The 22,580-nt window shown below is 72.3% G+C and carries 20 protein-coding genes; 8 read left to right on the forward strand and 12 right to left on the reverse strand.

All coding sequences use genetic code 11. The features are described 5' to 3' along the window. The first annotated feature begins 52 nt into the window (after nt 1-52). The gene (locus EV567_RS15050) at nt 53-2,035 is read left to right on the forward strand and encodes an alpha-L-fucosidase (RefSeq protein WP_130440166.1); all 1,983 of its coding nucleotides are present in this window, start codon (nt 53-55) and stop codon (nt 2,033-2,035) included. Between the two features lie 46 nt (nt 2,036-2,081). Continuing rightward, nucleotides 2,082-3,416, forward strand: a complete 1,335-nt coding sequence (locus tag EV567_RS15055; protein WP_165430383.1) for an RICIN domain-containing protein — start codon at nt 2,082-2,084, stop codon at nt 3,414-3,416. Between the two features lie 184 nt (nt 3,417-3,600). Here EV567_RS15055 and EV567_RS15060 read toward each other — a convergent pair whose 3' ends face one another. From EV567_RS15060 to xylB, 4 genes are all read right to left on the reverse strand, one after another. Beyond that, nucleotides 3,601-5,124: an aldehyde dehydrogenase family protein gene (locus EV567_RS15060; RefSeq protein ID WP_130440168.1), complete on the reverse strand. Its 1,524-nt coding sequence runs from the start codon at nt 5,122-5,124 to the stop codon at nt 3,601-3,603. A gap of 126 nt (nt 5,125-5,250) precedes the next feature. Continuing rightward, on the reverse strand, nt 5,251-6,519 hold the full coding sequence (locus EV567_RS15065) for a GAF domain-containing protein (protein ID WP_130440170.1): 1,269 nt from the start codon (nt 6,517-6,519) through the stop codon (nt 5,251-5,253). 148 nt (nt 6,520-6,667) lie between these two features. After that, nucleotides 6,668-7,873 carry an ROK family transcriptional regulator gene (locus tag EV567_RS15070; RefSeq protein ID WP_130440172.1) on the reverse strand — a complete coding sequence of 402 codons (1,206 nt, stop codon included), beginning with the start codon at nt 7,871-7,873 and terminating at the stop codon, nt 6,668-6,670. Between the two features lie 59 nt (nt 7,874-7,932). After that, the gene (xylB, locus tag EV567_RS15075) at nt 7,933-9,387 is read right to left on the reverse strand and encodes a xylulokinase (protein ID WP_130440174.1); all 1,455 of its coding nucleotides are present in this window, start codon (nt 9,385-9,387) and stop codon (nt 7,933-7,935) included. 149 nt (nt 9,388-9,536) lie between these two features. On the opposite strand from xylB, the gene xylA reads away from it, so the two are divergent. Both xylA and EV567_RS28175 read left to right on the forward strand, forming a co-directional pair. Next, nucleotides 9,537-10,703 (forward strand): xylose isomerase, encoded by a 1,167-nt coding sequence (gene xylA / locus EV567_RS15080; protein ID WP_130440176.1) that lies wholly within the window; start codon nt 9,537-9,539, stop codon nt 10,701-10,703. A 429-nt stretch (nt 10,704-11,132) separates the two neighbouring features. Then, the gene (locus EV567_RS28175; RefSeq protein ID WP_242620815.1) at nt 11,133-11,432 is read left to right on the forward strand and encodes a hypothetical protein; all 300 of its coding nucleotides are present in this window, start codon (nt 11,133-11,135) and stop codon (nt 11,430-11,432) included. A gap of 125 nt (nt 11,433-11,557) precedes the next feature. On the opposite strand, the gene EV567_RS28490 is transcribed toward EV567_RS28175, so the two are convergent. The 4 genes from EV567_RS28490 to EV567_RS15105 form a co-directional block, all read right to left on the reverse strand. Next, nucleotides 11,558-11,791, reverse strand: a complete 234-nt coding sequence (locus tag EV567_RS28490) for a hypothetical protein (RefSeq protein ID WP_347400491.1) — start codon at nt 11,789-11,791, stop codon at nt 11,558-11,560. 37 nt (nt 11,792-11,828) lie between these two features. After that, a complete protein-coding gene (locus EV567_RS28495) occupies nt 11,829-12,143 on the reverse strand; it encodes a methyltransferase domain-containing protein (protein ID WP_347400492.1) in 315 nt (104 codons plus the stop codon). Between the two features lie 219 nt (nt 12,144-12,362). After that, a complete protein-coding gene (locus EV567_RS15100; RefSeq protein WP_130440664.1) occupies nt 12,363-13,664 on the reverse strand; it encodes an SWF or SNF family helicase in 1,302 nt (433 codons plus the stop codon). A gap of 47 nt (nt 13,665-13,711) precedes the next feature. Then, entirely contained in the window at nt 13,712-16,627 is a 2,916-nt protein-coding gene (locus tag EV567_RS15105) for a DEAD/DEAH box helicase (protein WP_130440178.1), read from the reverse strand. A gap of 241 nt (nt 16,628-16,868) precedes the next feature. Here EV567_RS15105 and EV567_RS15110 point away from each other — a divergent pair, with 241 nt between their 5' ends. Further along, nucleotides 16,869-17,051: a hypothetical protein gene (locus EV567_RS15110; protein WP_130440180.1), complete on the forward strand. Its 183-nt coding sequence runs from the start codon at nt 16,869-16,871 to the stop codon at nt 17,049-17,051. 47 nt (nt 17,052-17,098) lie between these two features. On the opposite strand, the gene EV567_RS15115 is transcribed toward EV567_RS15110, so the two are convergent. Beyond that, a complete protein-coding gene (locus EV567_RS15115) occupies nt 17,099-17,956 on the reverse strand; it encodes a hypothetical protein (RefSeq protein ID WP_130440182.1) in 858 nt (285 codons plus the stop codon). Between the two features lie 132 nt (nt 17,957-18,088). Then, nucleotides 18,089-18,430, reverse strand: coding sequence for a hypothetical protein (locus EV567_RS15120; RefSeq protein WP_130440184.1), 342 nt, complete (start codon nt 18,428-18,430; stop codon nt 18,089-18,091). A gap of 110 nt (nt 18,431-18,540) precedes the next feature. Here EV567_RS15120 and EV567_RS15125 point away from each other — a divergent pair, with 110 nt between their 5' ends. Continuing rightward, nucleotides 18,541-19,449, forward strand: a complete 909-nt coding sequence (locus EV567_RS15125; RefSeq protein ID WP_165430398.1) for an oxygenase MpaB family protein — start codon at nt 18,541-18,543, stop codon at nt 19,447-19,449. Here EV567_RS15125 and EV567_RS15130 read toward each other — a convergent pair. After that, nucleotides 19,435-19,959, reverse strand: coding sequence for a PadR family transcriptional regulator (locus EV567_RS15130; RefSeq protein WP_130440188.1), 525 nt, complete (start codon nt 19,957-19,959; stop codon nt 19,435-19,437). The genes EV567_RS15125 and EV567_RS15130 overlap by 15 nt on opposite strands. 121 nt (nt 19,960-20,080) lie before the next feature. On the opposite strand from EV567_RS15130, the gene EV567_RS15135 reads away from it, so the two are divergent. Next, nucleotides 20,081-20,839 (forward strand): alpha/beta fold hydrolase, encoded by a 759-nt coding sequence (locus EV567_RS15135; RefSeq protein ID WP_130440190.1) that lies wholly within the window; start codon nt 20,081-20,083, stop codon nt 20,837-20,839. Nucleotides 20,840-20,885: 46 nt separating this feature from the next. Here the strand turns inward: EV567_RS15135 and EV567_RS15140 are convergent, their stop codons facing one another. Continuing rightward, nucleotides 20,886-21,485 (reverse strand): class I SAM-dependent methyltransferase, encoded by a 600-nt coding sequence (locus tag EV567_RS15140; protein WP_130440192.1) that lies wholly within the window; start codon nt 21,483-21,485, stop codon nt 20,886-20,888. 152 nt (nt 21,486-21,637) lie between these two features. On the opposite strand from EV567_RS15140, the gene EV567_RS15145 reads away from it, so the two are divergent. Next, nucleotides 21,638-22,435 carry an MHYT domain-containing protein gene (locus EV567_RS15145; protein ID WP_130440194.1) on the forward strand — a complete coding sequence of 266 codons (798 nt, stop codon included), beginning with the start codon at nt 21,638-21,640 and terminating at the stop codon, nt 22,433-22,435. The last annotated feature ends 145 nt before the right edge of the window (nt 22,436-22,580 follow it).

A 22,580-nucleotide genomic window follows, 5' to 3' on the forward strand; every position in this document is an offset into this window, starting at 1 on the left:
CGCACCTCCTCCGAGATTCCCGCTCCGACAGTCCCCCGAGAGGCCTTCAGCCATGTCTTCCTCCTCCGTGCCGCTCAGCCGGCGCCGTCTGCTGGCGGCGGCCGGCGCTGCGACAGCCGTCGGCCTGCTGCGGTTCGCACCCGACGCCGCCGCGACCGAGGGCCCCCAGAGCTACACCCCGAGCTGGTCCTCCGTGGACCAGCACCCCCCGGCCCCCGCCTGGTTCCAGGACGCCAAGTTCGGCATCTACTACCACTGGGGCGCCTTCAGCGTTCCCGCGTTCGGGAACGAGTGGTATCCGCGCAACATGTACATCGGCGGCTCGGCCGAGAACCGGCACCACATCGCCACCTACGGCGACCCCTCCGTGTGGCCGTACAGCAACTTCATCGACGGCGCCCGCGACAAGGCCGGCAACCACGTGCAGTTCGCGCCCAAGCTCGCCTCCCAGGGCGGCAGGTTCGATCCGGACGCCTGGGCGCGGCTGTTCAAGGCCGCGGGCGCCAGGTTCGCCGGCCCGGTCGCCGAGCACCACGACGGCTTCTCCATGTGGAACAGCCGCTCCAACCCGTGGAACTCGGTCCAGCACGGTCCCAGGCTCGACCTGGTGGGGCTGCACGCGCAGGCCATCCGCGCGCAGGGACTGAAGTTCATGGCCTCGCTGCACCACGCCTATCACTTCACCGGCTTCTACGACCACGTGCCGTACCAGTCGAACCCCACGCTCCGCATCCTGTACGGCCAGCAGGGCGCGTCCGCGGAGAACAAGCTCTGGTACGACAAGCTGATCGAGGTCGTCGACGGTTACCAACCCGACCTGGTCTGGCAGGACTTCGCCCTGAACCAGGTGCAGGAGTCCTACCGGCTCCAGTTCCTCGCGCACTACTACAACCAGGCGGTCGCGTGGAACAAGGACGTCGTCGCCACCTACAAGGACGGCTTCAACAACAAGGGTGAGGTCTTCGACTTCGAGCGCGGCGGCCCCGCGGGGCTGCTCACCCCCTACTGGCTGACCGACGACAGCATCTCGTCCTCGAGTTGGTGCTACACGGTCGGCATCGGCTACTACTCGACGCAGGCCATGCTCCACTCGCTGATCGACCGGGTCAGCAAGGGCGGCAGCATGCTGCTGAACATCGCCCCGATGGCCGACGGCACCATCCCCTCCGGGCAGCAGTCCATCCTGCTCGCCATGGGCGACTGGCTCGGCCGCTTCGGGGAGGCGGTCTACTCCACCCGCTCCTGGTCCAGCTACGGCGAGGGCCCGACCAAGATGGGCGGAGGGTCGTTCAGCGGACCGGTGGCCGGCAAACCGCAGGACATCCGGTTCACCCGCAGCAAGGACAACAAGGTCCTCTACGCCACCGCGCTGGGCTGGCAGGGCGGCATCATGAACATCACGACGCTCAACTCCAACCAGATCAACCTCAGCAGCCTGACGCGCGCGCAACTGCTGGACAACACAGCCGGCGCCTACATCGACCTGCCCGCCCCCACTCAGGACGCCTCGGGCCTGCACCTCACCATGCCCTCGTCCAACCCGCCGTTCAGCGCCCTGGCGTACACGGTCAAGCTCACCTTCTCCGGCCAGATCCCCGTTCTGGGCGCGCCGGGCGGCTCCACCACCTGGGTGAGGATCGCCAACGTGACCAGCGGGCTGCTGCTCGACAGCGGCGGCGACGTCGCCTCCGGATCCAACCTCAAGCAGTGGAACTCGGACGGCAGCCCCAACCTGCAGTGGCAGCTGATCGACCTCGGCAACGGCTACCACCGCATCGTGAACCGCACCAACGGCATGGCCGCCGACAGTTACGGAAACTCCGCCAACGGTGCTCCCGCCCGCCAGCAGGCGTGGAACGGCGGCAACAACCAGCAGTGGTCGCTGAACAGTCTGGGCAACAACCGCTACCAGATCGTCAACCGCGCCACCGGGACCGCCCTCGACGGCAGCGGCAGCACCACGTCCGGCTCGACCACGGTGCTGTGGACACCGAACTCCAGCACCAACAACCAATGGACCATCACCCCGGTATGAGCACCGGCGCTCCCTGTCACTCCCCTGACCACGGAAGAAGGAGAGCATGAAACGCAAACCGCTCCTGGTGTCCCTCGTGGCCGCGCTGCTTCTCGTCCTGGCGGCCGCGGGCACGTCGTTCAGCAGTGGCCTCGCCGCATCCACGTCGGTGACGAGGGCCGCCGCGGCCAGCACCGGCTGTGGCAAGCCCCCGGCGCTGACCAGTGGAAACCACACGATCCAGAGCGGCGGCCAGAACCGCGGTTACATCCTGCGGGTCCCCGCCGGCTACGACCGCAACCGCCCCTACCGGCTGGTCTTCGGCTTCCACTGGCGGGGCGGCACCGCGAACGACGTCGACTCGGGCGGAACGGACGGGTACAACTGGTCCTACTACGGCCTCAGGCGCCTGGCGGACAACGCGAACAACGGCACGATCTTCGTCGCCCCCCAGGGCAACGGCAACGGCTGGGCCAACCCCGGCGGCCAGGACCTCGCCTTCGTCGACGCCCTGGTCAACCAGATCGAGTCCGGCCTGTGCGTAGACACCACCCAGTTGTTCGCCGGCGGCTTCAGCTATGGCGGCGGGATGTCGTACGCCCTCGCCTGCTCCCGGGCCACGGTCTTCCGCGCGGTCGCGGTCTACTCCGGCGCCAACCTCAGCGGGTGCAACGGCGGCACGCAGCCCATCGCCTACATGGGTCTGCACGGCATCAGGGACAACGTGCTGCCCATCTCGCTGGGACGGGAACTGCGCGACACCTTCGTCCGTAACAACGGCTGCATCCGGCAGAACCCGCCCGAGCCCCGTCAGGGAAGCCTGACGCACACCATCACCACGTACTCCGGATGCCGGTCCGGATACCCCGTCGTCTGGGCCGCGTTCGACGGCGGCCACGACCCCGGTCCCGTGGAGGGCTCCACCGGCAGCGGCTGGCGCACCTGGACATCGGCTGCGGTGTGGCAGTTCTTCACACAGTTCGGCTCGAACACGCCGACGCCGCCGGAGCCCTCCGGCAACCAGAAGATCGTCGGTCAGCAGTCCGGGCGCTGCCTCGACATCAACAACTCGACGACGACCAACGGCACGCAGGCACAACTGTGGGACTGCAACGGCGGTTCCAACCAACGGTGGACCCACAGCACCGGAAAGCAGCTGGTGGTCTACGGCAACAAGTGCCTCGGCGTGGGCCAGGCGGCGGGCAACGGCACGCCGGCGGCGATCTGGGACTGCAACGGTCAGGCGGACCAGCAGTGGAACATCAGCCCCGACGGCACGATCACCGCGGCGCAGTCGGGGCTCTGCCTGGACGCCAGCGGCCAGGGGACCGCCAACGGTACGAAGATCCAGCTGTGGAGTTGCTCGGGCGGCGCGAACCAGCGCTGGCGCCTGGAGAACTGACACACCGGGGCCAGGCACGTCATCCTACGGGCCTGGCCCCGCAGACGAACCGGGGCGCCACCGCAGCGTCGGCACCTTCTAGGAGGACGTCGACGTCCCGGCTGTCCGCCAGACGCCGCCGACAACGCGGTGCAGGCCGGCATCACCGCGGTCGGCTGTGACCGAACCGGGCGACGGCCGGTTCTCAGAAAAAGCCCAGCTTCTTCGGCGAGTACGACACCAGAAGATTCTTCGTCTGCTGGTAGTGCTCCAGCATCATCTTGTGCGTCTCGCGCCCGATCCCCGACTGCTTGTAGCCGCCGAAGGCCGCGTGGGCCGGGTAGGCGTGGTAGCAGTTCGTCCAGACGCGGCCCGCCTGGATCGCCCGGCCCGCGCGGTACGCCGTGTTGATGTCCCGGGTCCAGACGCCGGCGCCGAGGCCGTACGACGTGTCGTTGGCGATCTCGATCGCGTCGTCGAAGTCGTCGAAGGAGGCGACGGAGACCACCGGGCCGAAGATCTCCTCCTGGAAGACGCGCATGCGGTTGTGGCCCTCGAAGACCGTCGGCTGGACGTAGTAACCGCCCTTCAACTCGCCGTCGTACTCGGCCCGTTCACCGCCCGTGAGGACCTTCGCGCCCTCCTGCCTGCCGATGTCGATGTAGGAGAGGATCTTCGCGAGCTGGTCGCCGGAGGCCTGGGCGCCGATCATCGTGTCGGTGTCGAGGGGGTGGCCGGGTTTGATCAGTTCCGTGCGGGCGACGGCCGCGCGCAGGAAGTCGCCGTAGTTGCCACGCTGGATCAGGCCGCGCGACGGACAGGTGCACACCTCGCCCTGGTTCAGCGCGAACATCGTGAACCCCTCGAGGGCCTTGTCGCGCAGGTCGTCGTCCCTGTCCCACACGTCGTCGAAGAAGATGTTCGGCGACTTGCCGCCCAGTTCCAGGGTGACCGGCTTCAGGTTCTCCGCCGCGTACCGCATGATCAGCCGGCCCGTGGACGTCTCACCCGTGAAGGCCACCTTGGCCACCCGCGGGCTCGACGCCAACGGCTTGCCCGCCTCCTCTCCGAAGCCGTTGACGATGTTCACGACGCCCGGCGGGAGCAGATCGGACACCAGGCTCATCCAGTAGTGGAGCGAGACGGGAGTCTGCTCGGCCGGCTTGATGACGACCGCGTTCCCCGCCGCCAGTGCCGGAGCGAGCTTCCAAGCGGCCATCAGGACCGGGAAGTTCCACGGGATGATCTGGGCGACGACACCGAGCGGCTCGTGGAAGTGGTACGCCACCGTGTCGTCGTCCACCTCGCTGAGGGCGCCCTCCTGGGCGCGGACCGCGCCGGCGAAGTAGCGGAAGTGGTCGATGGCCAGCGGGATGTCCGCGGCCAGCGTCTCGCGCACCGGCTTGCCGTTCTCCCAGCTCTCCGCGACGGCGAGCGACTCCAGATGCGCCTCCATGCGGTCGGCGATCTTCAACAGGACGTCGGAGCGCTCGGTCGCCGAGGTGCGGCCCCAGGCCGGCGCGGCCGCGTGCGCCGCGTCCAGCGCCCGTTCCACGTCCTCCGCCGTACCGCGCGCCACCTCGGTGAAAGGCTGCCCGTTCACCGGACTCGGGTTCTCGAAGTACCGCCCCCGAGCCGGCGGCACGTACTCGCCGCCGATGAAGTGGTCGTAACGCGCTTGGTAGGAGACGATCGCGCCCTCGGTGCCGGGCGCCGCGAAACGGGTCATGGTGGCCTGCCTCCCTCAGCAGCGCTGCCCGCCGTCGGGCAGCTCTTTGCCGGAGGTTAGGGAAGCGGAGGTTGCAGGGACGTTGCGAGGGCGGCGGTCGCCCGTGCCCCCGCGGCAGCGGTCCGCCTATACGCGCGGCCAGTGCCCCGGCGCCCTGAGTTCCGACTCCAGCGCGCACAGGCGCGCCCGGATCGCAGCCGTGGGACGGGCCGCCGCCAGCGCCCGCCATACGACGAGGTCGTCCTCGCCCCACGGCGTGTACACCCAGTCCGCCAGCAGATCCGGGTCGCTGCGGGCGATCAGCGCCGCGCGCAGGGCGTCGGCGAGGCGACGCCTGAGCCGTACGACCGCCGGCGCCCGCGACGCCGGCAACAGCGGCCCCGCGTATGCGGAAAGGGCCGCCGTCACCGCTCCCGCCGTCAGGCGCCGTTCGACGGCCGTGACGTCCGACTCGACGGCCGCTGTCAGTCGGTACGGGCGGGAGGCCAACAGCCCTGGACCCAACACCCCGCGCAGTCGGGCGAGTTCGGCCCGCAGTGTCACCGGCGTCACCGACTCGTCCTCGTACAGCGCGCACAGCAGTTCGTCGCCGGTCAGACCTTCCGGATGGTGCGCGAGCAGCACCACGATCTCACTGTGCCGGGGACTCAGCCTCAACGTCCGTCCGGCAAAGATCAGTTGCGCCTCGTCCCGGCCCAGCGCGGACAGCTCGAGCATGGTGGACCGTGGACGCTCCGGCGCGAGCAACGCGAGTTGGGACTCCGCGGCGCGCGCGACCGCCTGGACGAAACCCAGGCTGTGCGGGTGCGCCAGCCCGTCCCCTCCGGTGATGTCCACCGCGCCCAACACCCGCCCGGTGCGGGGGTCGTGCACCGGGGCCGCGGCGCACGTCCACGGCTGTACCCGGCGGATGAAGTGCTCGGCTGCGAACACCTGAACCGGACGGTCCACGGCGACGGCCGTGCCCGGAGCGTTCGTCCCGACCGCGTTCTCCGCCCATCGCGCCCCCGGCACGAAGTTCATGCGCCCCGCCTGGCGTCGCGTCGCCGGGTGGCCTTCGACCCACAGCAGCCGGCCGTGTGCGTCGCACACCGCGAGGAGGTGCTCCCCGTCGGCGGCGAACGTGCCCATGAGTTCGCGGAACAGCGGCATCACCCGCGCCAGCGGATGCTCGGCCCGATGGGCGCCGAGGTCGCCGTCGGTCAACTCCACGTCCGCCGTGCCGTCGGGGCCCACGCCTGCTCGCGCCGAACGCCGCCACGAGTCGGCCACGACGGCCCGCACCGGCCGCGGCACCGTGCCCGCCGCGGTGAACGTCTCGTGGGCGCGCCGCAGTGTCCGTACCCGCTCGGCGGGGTCGGCCCCCGGCTCCAGGGCCACCCAGGGATCGGTCAAGTCGGCCTCCCGAAGGCGATGGTGGGGACATCGTCACTCCGAGTGCGCGCCGAGACAACCGTTCGGGGCGGGGGTGTGCGGCGCCGGTCGCGACTGCGTTGTCCGTACGCTGTTCACGTCACGGCAGGTGTCGTTGACGGGGGGCCTGTCACCGCCCCGACACCGCCACCGGATCGTCCAGCACTGTCCGTACCACGGAGTGCGCCGCTCCGAGCAGTGGTCCCTCCGGGCCCAGCCGGGAGACCAGGACGGGGCACGGGGGGCCTGCCGTGCGCCGGGCCAGCTCCGATTCCAGTGACGGCAGCAGCCACGGCGCCAGCCCCGCCAGAGCGCCGCCCAGGACGACGACCTCGGGGTCGAGCAGGTTGAGCGCCCCGGTCAGGGCGATGCCCAGCGCCGTGCCCGCCTCGCGCAGGGCGCGTCGTACGTCTTCGTCGCCGTCCGTCGCCCGGCCGGCGAGCAGGCCCACGCGGTCCCCGCCCGGCTCCAGGCGGGCCGCGCGCAGCACCGCTTCCTCGCCGGCGTACTGCTCCAGGCAGCCCCGCCCGCCGCACACGCAGGCGGGCCCGTCGGGGCGGACCGGCACGTGGCCCAGTTCGCCCGCGAAGCCGCGTGTGCCACGCAGCAGACTGCCGTCCACGACCAGCGCGGCACCGATGCCGATCTCGGCCGACACGTGCACGAAGTCCCGCGGGGTGTCCTCGACGAGCCAGAGCTCGGCCAGCCCACCGAAGTTGGCCTCGTTGTCCACCGTCAGAGAGTACGCGTCGGGCAGCAGCGGTCCGAGGTCCACGTCGTTCCAGTCGAGGTTCGGCGCGCGGACGACCGTGCGGCCGTCCCGGGCGACGAGGCCGGGGACGGCCACGGCGAGACCCGCCGGCCACAGCCCCTCGCGTTCCGCCTCGGCGACGACCTGGCGCACCAGGCCGGTCAGCTCCCCGATCACCGGCTCGGGGGCCCGGCCCCGGTTCGTGCCGTGCCGCACGGCACGCGCACGGACCTCCCCGCGCAGATCGACGGCGCACACCGCCAGGTGGTCGACGCCGACCTCGGCGCCGATGCCCGCCGGGCCGTGCCCGCTCACGGCGAGCGCCGAGCCCGGCCGGCCCACGCGGCCGGGCCGCTCCGGGCCCAGTTCCTCGATCAGGCCGGCGCGTATGAGCTCGTCGACGAGGGTCGACACCGCCGCCCGGGTCAGACCGATGCGCGAGGCGACCGCGGCCCGCGAGAGCGATCCCTCGGCGCTGACGGCGTGCATCACCCGGGCCAGGTTGCGCCGGCGCATGCCCTGCTGGGTGTCGGGCAGCGCACGGGCGCGGCCGGTCGGGCGGGCGTCGTGCGGCGGTGCGGTCATACCGTCATACCTTTATCGCTTTACCGGTGTGCCTATCGCTTCACCGGTGTGTCTGATGTTCAGCGGACGGTCGTGCTCCGCTCGGACCGCTCCAGCAGCGGGGACGCGTCGGAGAGTACCCCGGCGATTCTCGCGAGCGTCGCCTCGTCCCGCTCCACGGCGTCCAGGACCGGGCCCCGGGCGGTGTTCCAGCGCCGGGCGACCGCGGCCGGGTCCTCGCCGGTCAGCAGTCCGGCCGCCTGCGCCGCAGCGCCCAGCGCCACGAGCTCCTTGGCCTCGGGGATCTGCACGGGCCGTCCCGACAGCCGGCGCACCGTCTGCTGCCAGGCCGCTCCCCGGGCGCCGCCGCCGATCAGGAGCAGCGGCGCTGAGCGGTCCGCCTCCTCCTCCAGGACGAGGTCGAGCGCGCCGAGCAGGGAGTGGACGGCGCCGTCGTAGGCGGCCTGGAGGAGTTGGCCGGCGGTGGTGTCGTGGCGCAGGCCGTGCAGCAGGCCGGAGGCGTTCGGCAGGTTCGGCGTGCGTTCGCCGTCCAGGTAGGGGAGGAGCGTGAGTCCGGCGGCGGGCTCGACGGCCTCGCGGTCCAGGCCGAGCAGGGCCGCGACGCGGTCGACGGCGAGCGTGCAGTTCAGGGTGCAGGCCAGGGGGAGCCAGTCGCCGTGGGCGTCGGCGAAGCCGGCGACCGTGCCGGTGGGATCGGCGGGACGCCGCTTCGACACCGCGTACACCGTGCCCGAGGTGCCGAGGCTCAGCACCGGGGCGCCGGGGCGCAGCCCGAGACCGAGCGCGGCCGCCGCGTTGTCGCCGGTGCCCGGAGCCACCAGGGTGCCCTTGGAGAACGGCAGGTCGTGGCTGTCGCGTACGGTGCCCGCCACCTCGCCGGGCCGCACCACGCGCGGGAGCAGCGCTGGGTCGAGACCTACGTGGGCGAGGATCTTCTCGTCGTAGCCCTCCGTCCCGGACGCCCACCAGCCGGTGCCCGAGGCGTCGCCCCGGTCGGTCGTGCCCTCGCCCGTGAGCCGCTCGGTGAGGTAGTCGTGGGGGAGCCGTACGGCTTTCGTCGCGCGCAGGGAGTCCGGCTCGTGCTCGGCGAGCCACGCCCACTTCGTCACCGTGAACGAGGCCGCCGGGACGGAACCGGTACGCTCCGCCCACGCCTTCGCCCCGCCCAGCTCCTCCACCAGCCGGCTCGCCTGAGGGGCCGAGCGCACGTCGTTCCACAGCAGCGCGGGCCGCACCGGCTCACCGTGCTCGTCCAGCGTCACCAGCCCGTGCTGCTGGCCGCCGACGGACACGGCGGCCACCTCGTGCGCCGCGTCGCCGCACTGACGCAGCGCCTCCCGCAGCGCGTCCCACCACTGGCGGGGGTCGCTCTCCCGGCCGGCGCCGGAGGTCACCGTGTGCGGCGCCTGGCCGCTCGCGACGACCTGTCCGGTGGCCGCGTCGACGACCAGCACCTTGGTGGACTGGGTGGACGTGTCCACGCCGACGACGAGCGGACCCTCGGCTGCTGACATCGGGCTCTCCTCAAGTTTTTGCGCGGCTCTGCGGGATCTGTCTTCCCAGAGATGCGTCCGCATACTAATTTGTAAACGGCCATGACGAAATAGTCGGCGAACAGTCGTCGAGACAGTGGCGAGACAGTCTTCGAGCAAGGAGCCGTGGCATGAGCTACCAGCCCACCCCGCAGGACAGGTTCACGTTCGGTCTGTGGACCGTCGGCTGGCAGGGACGGGACCCGTTCGGCGACGCCACGCGGCGTGCCCTTGACCCGGTCGAGACGGTGCAGCGCCTGGCCGAGCTGGGCGCCTACGGCGTGACCTTCCACGACGACGACCTGATCCCGTTCGGGTCCTCCGACAGCGAGCGCGAGGAGCACGTCAAGCGCTTCCGCCAGGCCCTGGACACCACCGGCCTCACCGTGCCGATGGCCACCACCAACCTGTTCACCCACCCCGTCTTCAAGGACGGCGCGTTCACCGCGAACGACCGTGACGTGCGCCGTTACGCCCTGCGCAAGACGATCCGCAACATCGACCTGGCCGTCGAGCTCGGCGCGAAGATCTACGTCGCCTGGGGCGGCCGTGAGGGCGCGGAGTCCGGCGCCGCCAAGGACGTGCGGGCGGCCCTCGACCGCATGAAGGAGGCGTTCGACCTCCTCGGCGAGTACGTCACCTCCCAGGGCTACGACCTGCGCTTCGCCATCGAGCCCAAGCCGAACGAGCCCCGCGGCGACATCCTGCTGCCGACCGTCGGCCACGCGCTCGCGTTCATCGAGCGTCTGGAGCGGCCCGAGCTGTACGGCGTCAACCCGGAAGTCGGCCACGAGCAGATGGCGGGCCTGAACTTCCCGCACGGCATCGCGCAGGCGCTGTGGGCGGGCAAGCTCTTCCACATCGACCTCAACGGCCAGTCCGGCATCAAGTACGACCAGGACCTCCGGTTCGGCGCCGGCGACCTGCGCTCCGCCTTCTGGCTCGTCGACCTGCTGGAGAGCGCCGGCTACACGGGCCCCCGTCACTTCGACTTCAAGCCGCCGCGCACCGAGGACCTGGACGGCGTGTGGGCGTCGGCCGAGGGCTGCATGCGCAACTACCTGATCCTCAAGGAGCGCGCCGCCGCCTTCCGCGCCGACCCCGAGGTCCAGGACGCCCTGCGTGCCTCCCGCCTCGACGAGCTGGCCCAGGCCACCGCCGCCGACGGTCTGCAGGGCCTGCTCGCCGACCGCACGGCGTTCGAGGACTTCGACGCCGACGTGGCCGCCGCCCGCGGGATGGCCTTCGAGCGGCTCGATCAGCTGGCCATGGACCATCTGCTGGGCGTCAGGGGCTGATCACGCACGCGTGTGCGTGCGGGCCGGTCGGTCCAGGGGCCGTGCCGGCCGCCGTGAGCCGGCCGCGAGGCCGATGCCCGTCAAGGGCGGCCTCCGCACGGAAAGGGGCGCCTCCCGCACGGAAAGGGCGGTCTCCGCACGGAATACGCCGGAATCATGCCTTCCATGGCATGAGCGCGTACCAACTTCCGTGCGGGGGTCGCGCGCCGGGCGGTGCGCGGCGACGCTGAACGCATGGCCACGCCGCCCGTACCGCCCCAGCCGCCGGGCCCTCCCGGCCCCCCTGGCCCTCCCGGTCCGCCCTGGTCGTCGGGACCGCCCGGGCCTTCCGGGCCCGACGACACGCCGCCCTGGGGCGGCTTCGGGCCGTCCTCCTCGCCGCCGGGCCCGCCTGACGACCCCGACAGGCGGAGGAACCCGCTCATCGCCGTGCTGGCGCTGCTGGCCCTCGCCGTGGCCGTCGTCGCCGTGGTGGTGATGGCCACCGGCGGCGGCGACTCACCGGACGACGGCCCTCCCGCGAGCGGCAGTTCCTCTCCCGCGCCCTCGGTCAGCCTCCCGGTGGAACTGCCGAGCGGCTTCCCGAGCGAACTGCCCTCAGGCCTCCCGACCCAGCCGCCGTCCGGCTTCCCCACCGAGCTGCCGACACAGCTGCCCACAGAGCTTCCGAGCGAGCTGCCGAGCGACCTCGAATCGCTTCTGCCCTCCCTGGGCGGATCACTGCCGTAGCCGAGTGCGGTCCGGTGCATCGACGCGCACGCGCGTGCCATGCCGGGCCTGCACGCACGCGTGGCGCGCGTGCGACTGCCGTACGCGTACGCGTGCCCCGAGCGTATGCGTGCCGCTCTACGACGTCAGCGTCGCGCGCGAGCCATGAGCGCGGCGTGCGGCAGCGTCAGGCCGCCCGTGTCGTCGGCGAACTCCGAAGCGAACAGCTCGAAGCGGCGCCTGATCACGGCGCGGACCTCAGGGGTCTGGCTCTGCACCATCTGGCCGCCGAGCGCCCCGCCGCTCGCGGGACCGCTCCACCACTCGTCGACGCTCGTGCGGTGGTCCCAGCGCAGGGTCTCGCAGCCCGCCTCCCGCAACCCCGCCGCTGTCAGCAGTTCGGCCAGGCCGCTCTCGTCACGGCGGAAGTCGTCCTCGGTGGCGAGCCCCGTGGGCAGGTGGGCCGGACGTTCCGCACCCGCGGCCTGGATGGCGCGGCCGAGCAGAGCCTGCCCCGGGGCAGGCGGCGCCGCCCAGACGGTCAGCGCGATCCTGCCCCCGGGCTTCAGAACACGGCGCCAATTCGCCCAGGGCGAGCAGGGGGCGGCCCACGTGGTTCAACACGAAGTCGGCCACCACGGCGTCGAACTCGTCGTCGGCGAAGGGCAGTTCGGGCAGGGCTGCCACGCGTACGGGTGCGGTCGGCGCCGCCCGCTCGGCCAGCTCGATCATGCTGGGCTCCGCGTCGACGGCCGTCACCGTCGCGCCCCGTGAGCAGGCGGCCCTCGGCCAGGGCGGCGGACCACCGGCGCTCGCGATCCCGGCCGACGTCGGTCGCGGGTACGGGCGGCCACTGTCGGTCGATCTTGGCGTGTTCACGGCCTCCTGCCCGACGGGCAGCGCGTGGGGCCCGTGCCCGTCGTCATCCAGGGCGCGGCAGCGCCCTCCGCCTCACCCGCCGTCCTCGCCCTCGGTGTCGATCGAAGCCAGTGCCGTGGCCGGGTCGAGTGCGGGGCCGCCCGCCGGCGTCCAGCGTCCGTGCTCCTTGCGGTACGGCCACCAGCGGCCGTCGCGGCCCAGCCTCAACTGGGAGGACGTCCCGGTGACGGTCCACCGGTTGGCCCTCGCCGTCAGCGGTGGCCGCTGGTCGTCGTCCCAGGCGGACCGGAACGCGGCACGCACGCGTGCGAGCGTCTCGCCCTTGACGCTCCACTCCTCTTCCAGCACCGACAGGGCGGCCACGCCCCCGAGCCGCCAGGCCCGGACCGCCGAGGCCAGCTGTTCGGGACTGCGCCCCGAGCCGACGGCCAGGCGCTGGGTCACGGCATCCGGCGGAACGGCGTCGTCGGCACGATCCGCCGCCAGCCGCACGGCATCCTCAGCAGTCGTCAACCCCGCTGCCCACGCGTGCCGTTCGGGCCCCTCGCTCAACGCCCCCGCCAGCAGACGCCAGGCCTCCGCCGCCGTGCTCGCCGCCAAGGCTCGCAGCGCCGCCGGGTCAACGTCCGCCGGGGGCGGAACGTCCGTGTCCCACGAGGGCGGCAGGCCGGCCTGCGCCGGCAGCTCGGGCAGGGCGGGCAGCGGAGGCAGGGCACACCCGTCGCGGTACGCCTCCGCCGCGTCCACCCCCTCCGGCGGTGCGGGGGCAGCCCCGGTCAGGGCGGTGGCGCCGCGGGCCTGGAGAGTGCTCAGCAGCGCCTGTTCGGGGCGTCCCCGGAGCAGGAGCAGGACGAACGGATCCTGGTCGAGCAGCCGCGCCACCTGGTAGCACAGCGCCGCCGTGTGACCGCAGTGGTCCCAGGCGCCGCAGTCGCACCGAGCCTCCAGATCGCCCAGGCCGGGCAGCAGATCGACGCCGGCCGCCTCCGCGTCCTCGACCAGATGCGACGGCATCTCGCGGTCGAGCAGGGCGGCGACATGACCGGCGCGCTGCACGGTGAGGTCGAGGAACCGGTCCCATTGCGCGTCCGACAGGACGTCGAGCAGTACGTCGGCCCGGTGCGACGCGCCGTCACGACCCTGGACGACGGCGGTGACGCGACCCGGCCGCACCGACATCGCGCCCACGCCTCCCGCGCGTGCGAACCTGCGCCCCGTCCGCACCTGTTGGGCGTCCAGCGCCCCGTCCTCCAGGGCGGCCAGCCAGGCACGCCCCCACCAGGTCTGCGCGAACCCCCTCCCAGGTGCGGGAGGCAGCGCGGCGAACGTGCGCTCCCCGTCGCCGTCGTGGGCGCTGTGGTGACGGCGATCCAGGTCGCCGCTCCCGGTGTCCCCGAAGTCCCCGTGGTCCTCGTACCGGTTCACGGTGTTCCCCCTCGAAGTTCCACCAGTTCCGCCAGCTCGGCGTCCGTCAGCTCCGTGAGCGCCGCCTCGCCGGACGCGCCGAGGACGGCGTCCGCGAGATCCTGCTTTCGGCGCAGCATGGCGGCGATGCGATCCTCGACCGTCCCCTCCGCGATCAGCCGGTGCACCTGCACGGGCCGGGTCTGGCCGATGCGGTACGCCCGGTCGGTGGCCTGCGCCTCGACGGCGGGGTTCCACCAGCGGTCGTAGTGCACCACGTGCTCGGCGCGCGTGAGGTTGAGGCCGGTGCCCGCCGCCTTCAGGGACAGCAGGAACACCGGCGCCTCTCCCGCCTGGAAGCGGGCGACCATCGCCTCGCGCTCGGCCACGGGCGTCCCGCCGTGCAGGAACTGCGTGGGCACGCCGCGTGCCGCCAGGTGCCGTTCGAGAATCCGTGCCATGCCGACGTACTGCGTGAAGAGGAGGACGCTCGTCTCCTCGGCGAGGAGGGTGTCCAGCAGCTCGTCCAGGAGCTCCAGCTTTCCCGAACGTCCCGAGGTCGTCGGCCGTTCCTCCTTGAGGTACTGCGCCGGATGGTTGCAGATCTGCTTGAGCGAGGTCAGGAGTTTCACGACCAGACCGCGCCGTGCCATGTCGTCGGCCTCGGCGATCGCCGCCAGCGTCTCCCGCACCACGGCTTCGTACAGACCCGTCTGCTCCGGTGTCAGGGACACCGGTCGGTCGGTCTCGGTCTTCGGGGGGAGTTCGGGGGCGATGCCCGGATCGGACTTGCGGCGGCGCAACAGGAACGGGCCCACGAGTCGCGCCAGGCGCTCGGCCGCCGCCGGGTCCCCGCCGGCCTCGACGGCACGCGCGTAGCGCGCGCGGAAAGCACCCAGCCGGCCCAGCAGGCCTGGCGTCGTCCAGTCCAGGATCGCCCACAGTTCCGACAGGTTGTTCTCCACCGGAGTGCCGGTGAGCGCCACGCGTGCGCGTGCTCCGATCGTGCGAAGCGCCCGCGCGGTCTCCGAGTACGGGTTCTTCACGTGCTGTGCCTCGTCCGCGACGACCAGGCCCCATGGCACGGAGGCGAGACGCGGCGCGTCCTGCCGCAGGGTGCCATAGGTCGTCAGCACGAACTCGCCTTCGGCCAGGTCCTCCAGGTCGCGTCGCGGCCCGTGGAAGCGGCGCACCGGGATGCCGGGCGCGAACCGCTCGATCTCCCGCTGCCAGTTGCCCATCAGCGACGTCGGGCACACCACCAGGGTCGGTCCTGCGGCTGAGGAGTCCGTCTGGCGGTGCAGGTGCAGGGCGATCAGCGTGACGGTCTTGCCGAGGCCCATGTCGTCCGCCAGGCAGCAGCCGAGTCCCAGCGACGTCGTCCGGGCCAGCCAGTCGAGTCCGTGCCGCTGGTAGTCGCGCAGCGTCGCGTCGAGCGCGCCGGGCTGTGCCACCGGCTCCTGCCCGTCGGTGCGGGCCAGCCGCTCCCGGAGGGTCGCCGGCCAGCCGGTGGGAACAACCTCGACCTGGCGGCCGTCGACCTCGGCGGAGCCGGTCAGAGCGGCTGCCAGCGCGTCGATCGGGGTGATCTGGACGTCCTGTCGTGCCCGGGCCCGACTCAGCTCCTCGGGGTCGATCAGGACCCACCGGTCGTGCAACCGCACCAACGGGCGATGGGCTTCCGCGAGACGGTCCAGCTCCTCGCGCGTGATGTCCCTGTCGTCCAGCGCGAACCGCCAGGAGAAGGAGAGCAGGGCGTCAGCGGACAGGAACGACGGCAATGCGGAGCCGGACCCGTCCGGGCTCTCGCCGTCCTCCGGAGGTCCCACCAGGGCGTGAGTCGTCAGTGTGCGGGCCAGTTCCTTCGGCCAGTGCACTTCGACGCCCGCGCCCGCCAGCGCACGCGTGCCCTCTCCGAGGAGTTCCGCGACCTCCTCGTCATGGAGCTCCACGGCGTCCGGGACGGCCGCCGACAGCAGGGGCGTGAGCGCGGGCCACGCGCGTGCGGCACGGCGCAGCGCGAGCAACGTGTCCACGCGCGCGTGCGGACCGAACGCCCGGTGCGCGGGACCGCTTTCCTGCCACACCTCGGCGGCGTCCGCGACGAGGGTGGGATCACCGACGCCGTGCACCTGCGGCACGGCCCGGAACGCCGGCGCCGCCTCGCTCGATGCCGAGGCGGACAGCCCGGACACCTCGATGCGCAACGAGACGCGCACCCCGGCGTCGTGTCCGGCGGCGACGTCGGCGGCCCACGCGCGCAACTGCGGTGCGTGTACGGGCCGTTGTGTGGAGTATGCCGGTCCGCCCGTCAGCAGGGAGGCGGCGGGCGAGCGGGGGAGGGTGTCCGCGACCGCGTCCAGGAAGGCGCGCAGCAACCGCTCCGGGTCGGGCAGCCGCAAGGGCGGGCCGTCGTCCAGGGGCACGGCGTGCGCCTCGGGCGGCATCGCCGCGGCCAGACGGCGAACCCGGTCGACGTCGTCGGGGCCCAGGGGGCCCGCACGCCAGGCGTCGTGATCGTCCCCGGACAGGCCCGGCAACAGCAGGCCGCGGGCGACGAACTCCAGGGCGGTCAAGGTCGCCGCACCCCAGAAGGCGACGGCCCGGTGTGCGCCCGACGCGGCCCACGCGCGCGTGAGGAGGGGCAGTGCCTCGCCCAGGGGGACATGGAGCGCGGGCACGCGTACGTGCTCCACGCCGCCGTCGTCCGCGAGGCGGACGACGGACAGCGCGCCGCACGACGCCGATTTCAGAGTGGACGGCACCGACGCGCCGGCGGGCGGCCATGGTGTCCCGTCGGGCGGGGCGGTGCTCCCGTCCGGTTCCCAGAAGGCGAACACGCCTGTGCGTGCGGGGACGCCGGGCAGGAAGACGACAGGACGGTGAACCAGTTCGAAGGTCTCGGGCGGTGCTTCCGCTGGAACCCGGCGCACAGTGATAAACCCGCTCCTCAAATTTGACTACTGAAGGTCGATCGCCGAGGGTACAGCATTCCGCGGGGGAACGAGCACCGGATTTCCCCTGGACGACCTTTCCCGGGTGAGTACCTAGGGGACGGGATCGGGGAAGGCTCAGGGGCGAGCCCGGAACCGCGCGTCGCGGGGAGCCGTTTCACAGACAGGAAGCGGTTTTCGCAGACGGAGAGCGGCAACGGCCGCGAAGGAGGCGACGCACATGTCGAAGAACGCGAAGATCGCCGCGGGAGGTGTGGCGGTCGGGCTGCTTCTGCTCATCTGGCTGCCCTGGTGGGCGTCTCTTCTGATCGTGCTCGGGGTCCCCGCGGCGGCGTACCTCACGCTGGACCCCTCGCAGCGGCGCAGACTGCGCCGTGTCACCCGCAAGGAGCTCGGGCGCTGACGGACGGGGCCGCGGCGCGGCCCCGTCCGTCAGCTCCCCTCGGGAGCTCAGATCGGGCGCACGGCCATCTTGTCGAGCGCTTCGAGCAGACCCGGCAGTTCGGGACCCCGGCCGACCGGCAGCACCTCGCCGGGCTCGTCGTCGAGCAGGACGAACGCGATGTCGTCGGTGCGGGCCACCAGCGACCAGCCGGGGCCGTCGGCGCGCAGGGTGCGTGCGTCACCCGGGGCGAACGAGGACCTCACGCGGCCCAGCGGGGGCGGGGTGTCCACATAGGTGCGGGCCTCCGCGAGGACGCGCCGGACGCCACTGTGCCCCCGCGGCGCGGGCTTCTCGGCCCCGTCCGCGCCCTCGGCGTCCTTGGTCCCCTCCGCGGCCTCGGAGCTGTCCCGCGCGGGCGGGAACTTGGAGTCGTCGATCTGCTCGCGCCACTGGGCCCACTGGAGCGCGATCTCGTCGGCTCCCAGCCTCCGCTGGGCCGGGCCCCAGACCGTCGTGTCCGGCGGCGAGAGCGCGGGCCGGTCCGCGACCTCGGGGTCGGGGTCGTGCGGCGCGGGCACCCCGGGGGCGGCTACGGCGACCGCCAGCGGCCAGCCGGGCAGCGCCGCGACCACCGTCCGGTCGTCGGGGGACAGGTCGTACTCCATGCCGCAGTCCCACGACGCGATGGCGACCGCCACCAACGACACGTCGTCGACGACGACCGTCCACCGCGCGCCCTCGCCGTCCTGGCCCAGCACCAGGCCGTACCCGTCGGCGAGCGGCGCAAGACCGAGCGCCGCGCAGGCCTCCGGGTAGTCGTCGCCCAGCACACTCGGGAACTTCGCCGGCGTCAGCAGTACCGCCGTCAGCACGTAGAGCGCCTCGTCCTCGGCGGCGACGGCGTCCTCGTCCGTCCCGGCCATCCCAGCCTCCCCAGGGTTCGTCCAATCGCGCGCACCCTAGTGCGGCGGGAAGGCGCTTGTCACGACCCCGGGACACACCCGGAGCTGCAGTTTTCCTCCGACGGGGCGAATCGCCTCGCTTGTCGGCGAATGTCAGGCGGGCGGCAGCCCCAGCAGCTCCCTGGCCACCGTCCGAGGGGACTCGCCGCGCTCCCGCGCGAGCGCGATGACCGCCCGGCACGCCAGTTCGTTCACCCCGAAGGACAGCGCCTCCGGAGACACCCAGCCGGCCGCCTCGTCGACCCGGTCCTGATCGTTCTCCGCGCAGCCCGAGACGTACACGGCGGCCGCTTCGAAGAGGTTGTGCGCGCGCTTCCGGGCGGGGCGCCGCTCACCCTCCTCGCGCCCTCCGTCGGTTCGCCCTCCGTCCCGACGTGACTGCGCACGCGTTCCGGCGAGGACTCTTCCCCAGGTTTTGCGTATGCCTACCGACATGCTCCACCGCCCTTCCCCTGCGTGATTCCCCCATCCGGGGGCGTTCATCTCCCGCTCGACGACGTAAAGTCGGGGAAGTCGGGGTTGTCGGGGCGGAGGGGGACAGCGTGGTGAAACGCTACGAGCGACTCGCACAGATCCGCCGTATGGACCCCTACGAGAACGCCTCCGAGATCTACCGGCTCTCCGTGGCGTACGAGTTCCCCTGGGACTTCGCACGCGCCCTGGAACTGGCCCTGTACCGCACCTACGCGGTCCCCGGCATCGGAAGCCTGCTCGCGCGTACCGCGGAGCTCACGGACCGCACGCAGAAACGCTACGACGACACCTCGCTGCTCCTCGACGCCATCGTCGAGCACGGCTTCGGCAGCGACGAGGGCCGCACGGCCGTCCGCCGCATCAACCAGATGCACCGCAGCTACGACATCGCCGACGACGACATGCGCTACGTGCTCTGCACGTTCGTCGTGATGCCCAAGCGCTGGATCGACGCCTATGGATGGCGCCCGCTGTCGCGCCACGAGATCGTCGCCTCCACCGTCCACTACCGCGCCCTCGGACAGCGCATGGGGATCAAGGACATCCCCGGGAGCTACGAGGAGTTCGAGGCCTGTCTCGACGCCTACGAGGAGGTTCGTTTCGGATGGGACGAGGGGGCCAGGCGGGTCTCGGACGCGACGCTCGCGCTGATGGCCTCCTGGTACCCGCGGCCGCTCGCCCCCGTGCTGCGCGCCACGACCCTCGCCCTGCTCGACGAGCCTTTGCTGAAGGCCTTCCGCTACACCCCGCCCGGTCCGTTCACGCGCGCGCTGGTGCGTCGGGCGGTACGCGCGCGTGGGCGCGCCGTCCGGCTGCTGCCGCCGCGCCGAGCGCCGCACTTCGCGCGCCAGAACCGGGAGATCAAGGGGTACCCGCAGGGCTACCGGCTCGCGGACCTGGGCACCCGGCCGGTGCCCGGCGTGCGAGGGTGCCCGGTGCGCCATGTCGGCCTCGGTGAGGCCGGGTCAGCCGCCCAGTGAGCGCAGCGTGTCGCGCAGCCAGGTGAGTTCGGCACGAGAGGTCGCGCGCGCGATCGTCAGCATCCCTTGCCGGAAGGGATCGTCCAGCTCCTCCGCTCGCAGCGGCCGGTCACCGTCGTAGAAGAAGCTCGCCGGCTCCTCCAGGAAGGCGAGCCGACGGCGGAGAACGACCGCCTGGGCCTCGGCGTCGTCAAGGTGCCGTAGGAACGCGAGCAGGGTGAACCAGCGGTTCTCGTCGGTGACGTCCCGCTCGCCGGGCTCGGCGAGTCGCCGACGCAGCTCGCGCCGGCCCTCCTCGGTGAGGCTCAGGACGTGCCGGGGCGCGGCCGCGGCGCCCGGTTCCGTCGTGCGTGCCAGGAGACCGGCCTTCTCCAGGCGTTTGATCGCCGGGTACAGCGTGCTCTCGGCGACCGGACGTACGTGCCCGGTCAGGGCCGTGATGCGTTTGCGCAGCTCATAGCCGTGCAGGGGGGCGTCGTACAGGAAACCGAGGATGGAGAGCTCCAGCATGCCCGCATTCTGCCGCACGTTCGCGGTATCTCGGAGCTCGGGTATTGCGTTGACGTTGTACCTCGCAACCGATGTATTGTCATCGCGAAGTCGGTCGAGCGAATGTTCCGAGGAGGCAGTCATGCGGCAGGCAGAGTTCGGCAGCGGGGGAAGCCACATCCGGTGGACGGAGACGCCGGGCGCAGAGCCCGCGCGCGTGTACGTCCACGGGCTGGGCGCGACCTCGGCCGTCTACCACGCGCACGTGGCGTCCCGGCCCGAACTCGCGGGCCGGCGCAGCCTGTTCGTGGACCTGCCCGGACACGGCATCAGCGACCGGCCCGCGGACTTCGGCTACACGCTCGAGGACCACGCCGCCGCGCTGGCCGCCGCGCTGGACTCGGCGGGTGTCGCCGACGCCGAACTCGTCGCCCACAGCATGGGCGGCTCGGTGGCCGTCGTGCTCGCCCACCGCCGTCCCGACCTGGTCTCCCGGCTCGTCCTGACGGAGGCCAACCTCGACGCCTTCCCACCGCCGACCGCGGGCAGCAGCGGCATCGCGAACCACTCCGAGGACGAGTTCGTCGACGGTGGCCACACGCGTGTGCTGGAGAGCGTCGGCCCCCTGTGGGCGGCGACCATGCGGCTCGCCGACCCGCGCGCCCTGCACCGCAGCGCCGTCGGGCTCAGGCGCGGATCCGAGCCGGTCATGCGGGAGATGCTGACGGGGCTGACCGCCGTGGACCGCGTCTACCTGCAGGGCGAACTCAGCGGGCCGCTCGAAGGGGCGGACGCCCTGGAGAGCGCGGGTGTGCGCGTGGTGACGGTCCGGGACGCCGGGCACAACGTCATGTTCGACAACCCCGACGCTTTCGTCGAGGCGGTCGCCGGAGGAGCCTGAGCCCTCCGGGGTCACGCGCGCGACTGCGCGCAAGTGCGCGGCGGTCTCAGGCCTCCCGCACGGCCAAGGCCAGGTAACGGGTGTCCTCGTCGACATATGACGTCATGCGCCACCCGCAACCGGCCAGCAGGGGACGCAGGTTCGCCTCCGCGCGCAGGTCGTCCGCGGTGATCCGCCGGCCGTGCCGCGCCGCGAGCGCTGCCCTGCCGATCGGGTGGAACAGCGCCAACGTGCCGCCGGGGCGCACCACCCGGGCCAACTCCCGCAGATCAGCCTCCGGTCGGGGCAGGTGCGATATGAGGCCCGCCCCGAAGACGGCGTCGAGCGACCCCGAGCGCAGAGGCAGCGCGGCGACGTCGGCGAGCAGCAGTCGCCCGTCGCGGTGGCGTCCGGCGCGTACGGCGGCCTCCAGCATGGCCGGCGTCAGATCGGCCCCGAGGACCGCTCCTGAGGCCCCCACGGCCGCGCGAAGGGGTGGCAGGGCCCGTCCCGTACCGCAACCCGCGTCCAGTACGCGGTCGCCCTCGCGCAGACCGAGCTCGGTGACGGCGGCCGCGTAGGCGGGGCCGTCGTCGGGGAACCTGCGGTCCCAGTCCGCGGCGCGGGTGGTGAAGAACTCCTGCACGCGTGTGTGGTCGTCGCTCATGCACCGCATGATTCCTCACCCCCGGGGAGGAGATGACGGCGCGCATGTTCGAGCGTTGGGCGATCGAGCCGGTGCACATCCATGTCAGATTGCGGCACCTTTCGAAATGCGCCCCCATTGCGCTCCTGTGCCCCCACTAGCGTCCCGGGTCCATGGGACACCTGGACCACGCCGCCTTCGGCTGGCTGACCCCCGTGCTGTCGTACGCGATGGCCTGCGTCGGCGCCGCCCTCGGGCTGCGCTGCACGGTCCGCGCGCTGGGCGCCGCGGGCCGCTCGCGCCGCAACTGGCTGGTGACGGCCGCCTCTTCGATCGGCACCGGCATCTGGACCATGCACTTCGTGGCCATGCTCGGCTTCGCCGTCAGCGGCACCGACATCCGCTACGACGTCCCCCTGACCGTGCTCAGCCTCATCGTCGCCATGATCGTCGTCTGCGCCGGCGTCTTCGCCGTCGGCTACGGCCGAGGCCGTACGCGCGCGTTGCTGATCGGCGGACTCACCACAGGCCTGGGCGTGGCGAGCATGCACTACCTGGGCATGGCCGCCGTACGGCTGCACGGCGACGTGACGTACGACCCGACGCGCGTCGGGCTCTCCGTCCTGATCGCCGTCGTGGCGGCGACCGCGGCACTCTGGGCGGCACTGAACATCAAGTCCCCGGTCGCCGTCACCCTGGCCTCCCTCGTCATGGGCGCGGCGGTGAGCAGCATGCACTACACGGCGATGTTCGCCGTGCACGTGCGGGTCACTCCGTCCGGCGAGGCGCTGCCCGGGGCCACGGCGATGCAGTTCATCTTCCCCCTCGCCGTCGGTCTCGGGTCCTACCTCTTCCTCACCTCGGCGTTCGTCGCCCTGTCGCCCACCACGGGTGAACGCGAGGCGTCCGCCTCGGCCCAGCAGCTTCCTGACCGCGTCACCGGCGGCGGCCGGCAGACCCGGGCCGTGTGACCGCGGCCGGCCGTGCCGCCGGCTGCCCTCACCACCGGCACGTTCGCGACTCACGTACGACCCGCGCGGCCCACCGCCGGATCGCGTGTCCTCCAACCCACCGCACGTCCGACAACGGACCGCACCTTCCGTAGGGGCCCGTGGT

This window comes from Streptomyces sp. BK239, from assembly GCF_004217285.1.
Lineage (GTDB): Bacteria > Actinomycetota > Actinomycetes > Streptomycetales > Streptomycetaceae > Streptomyces.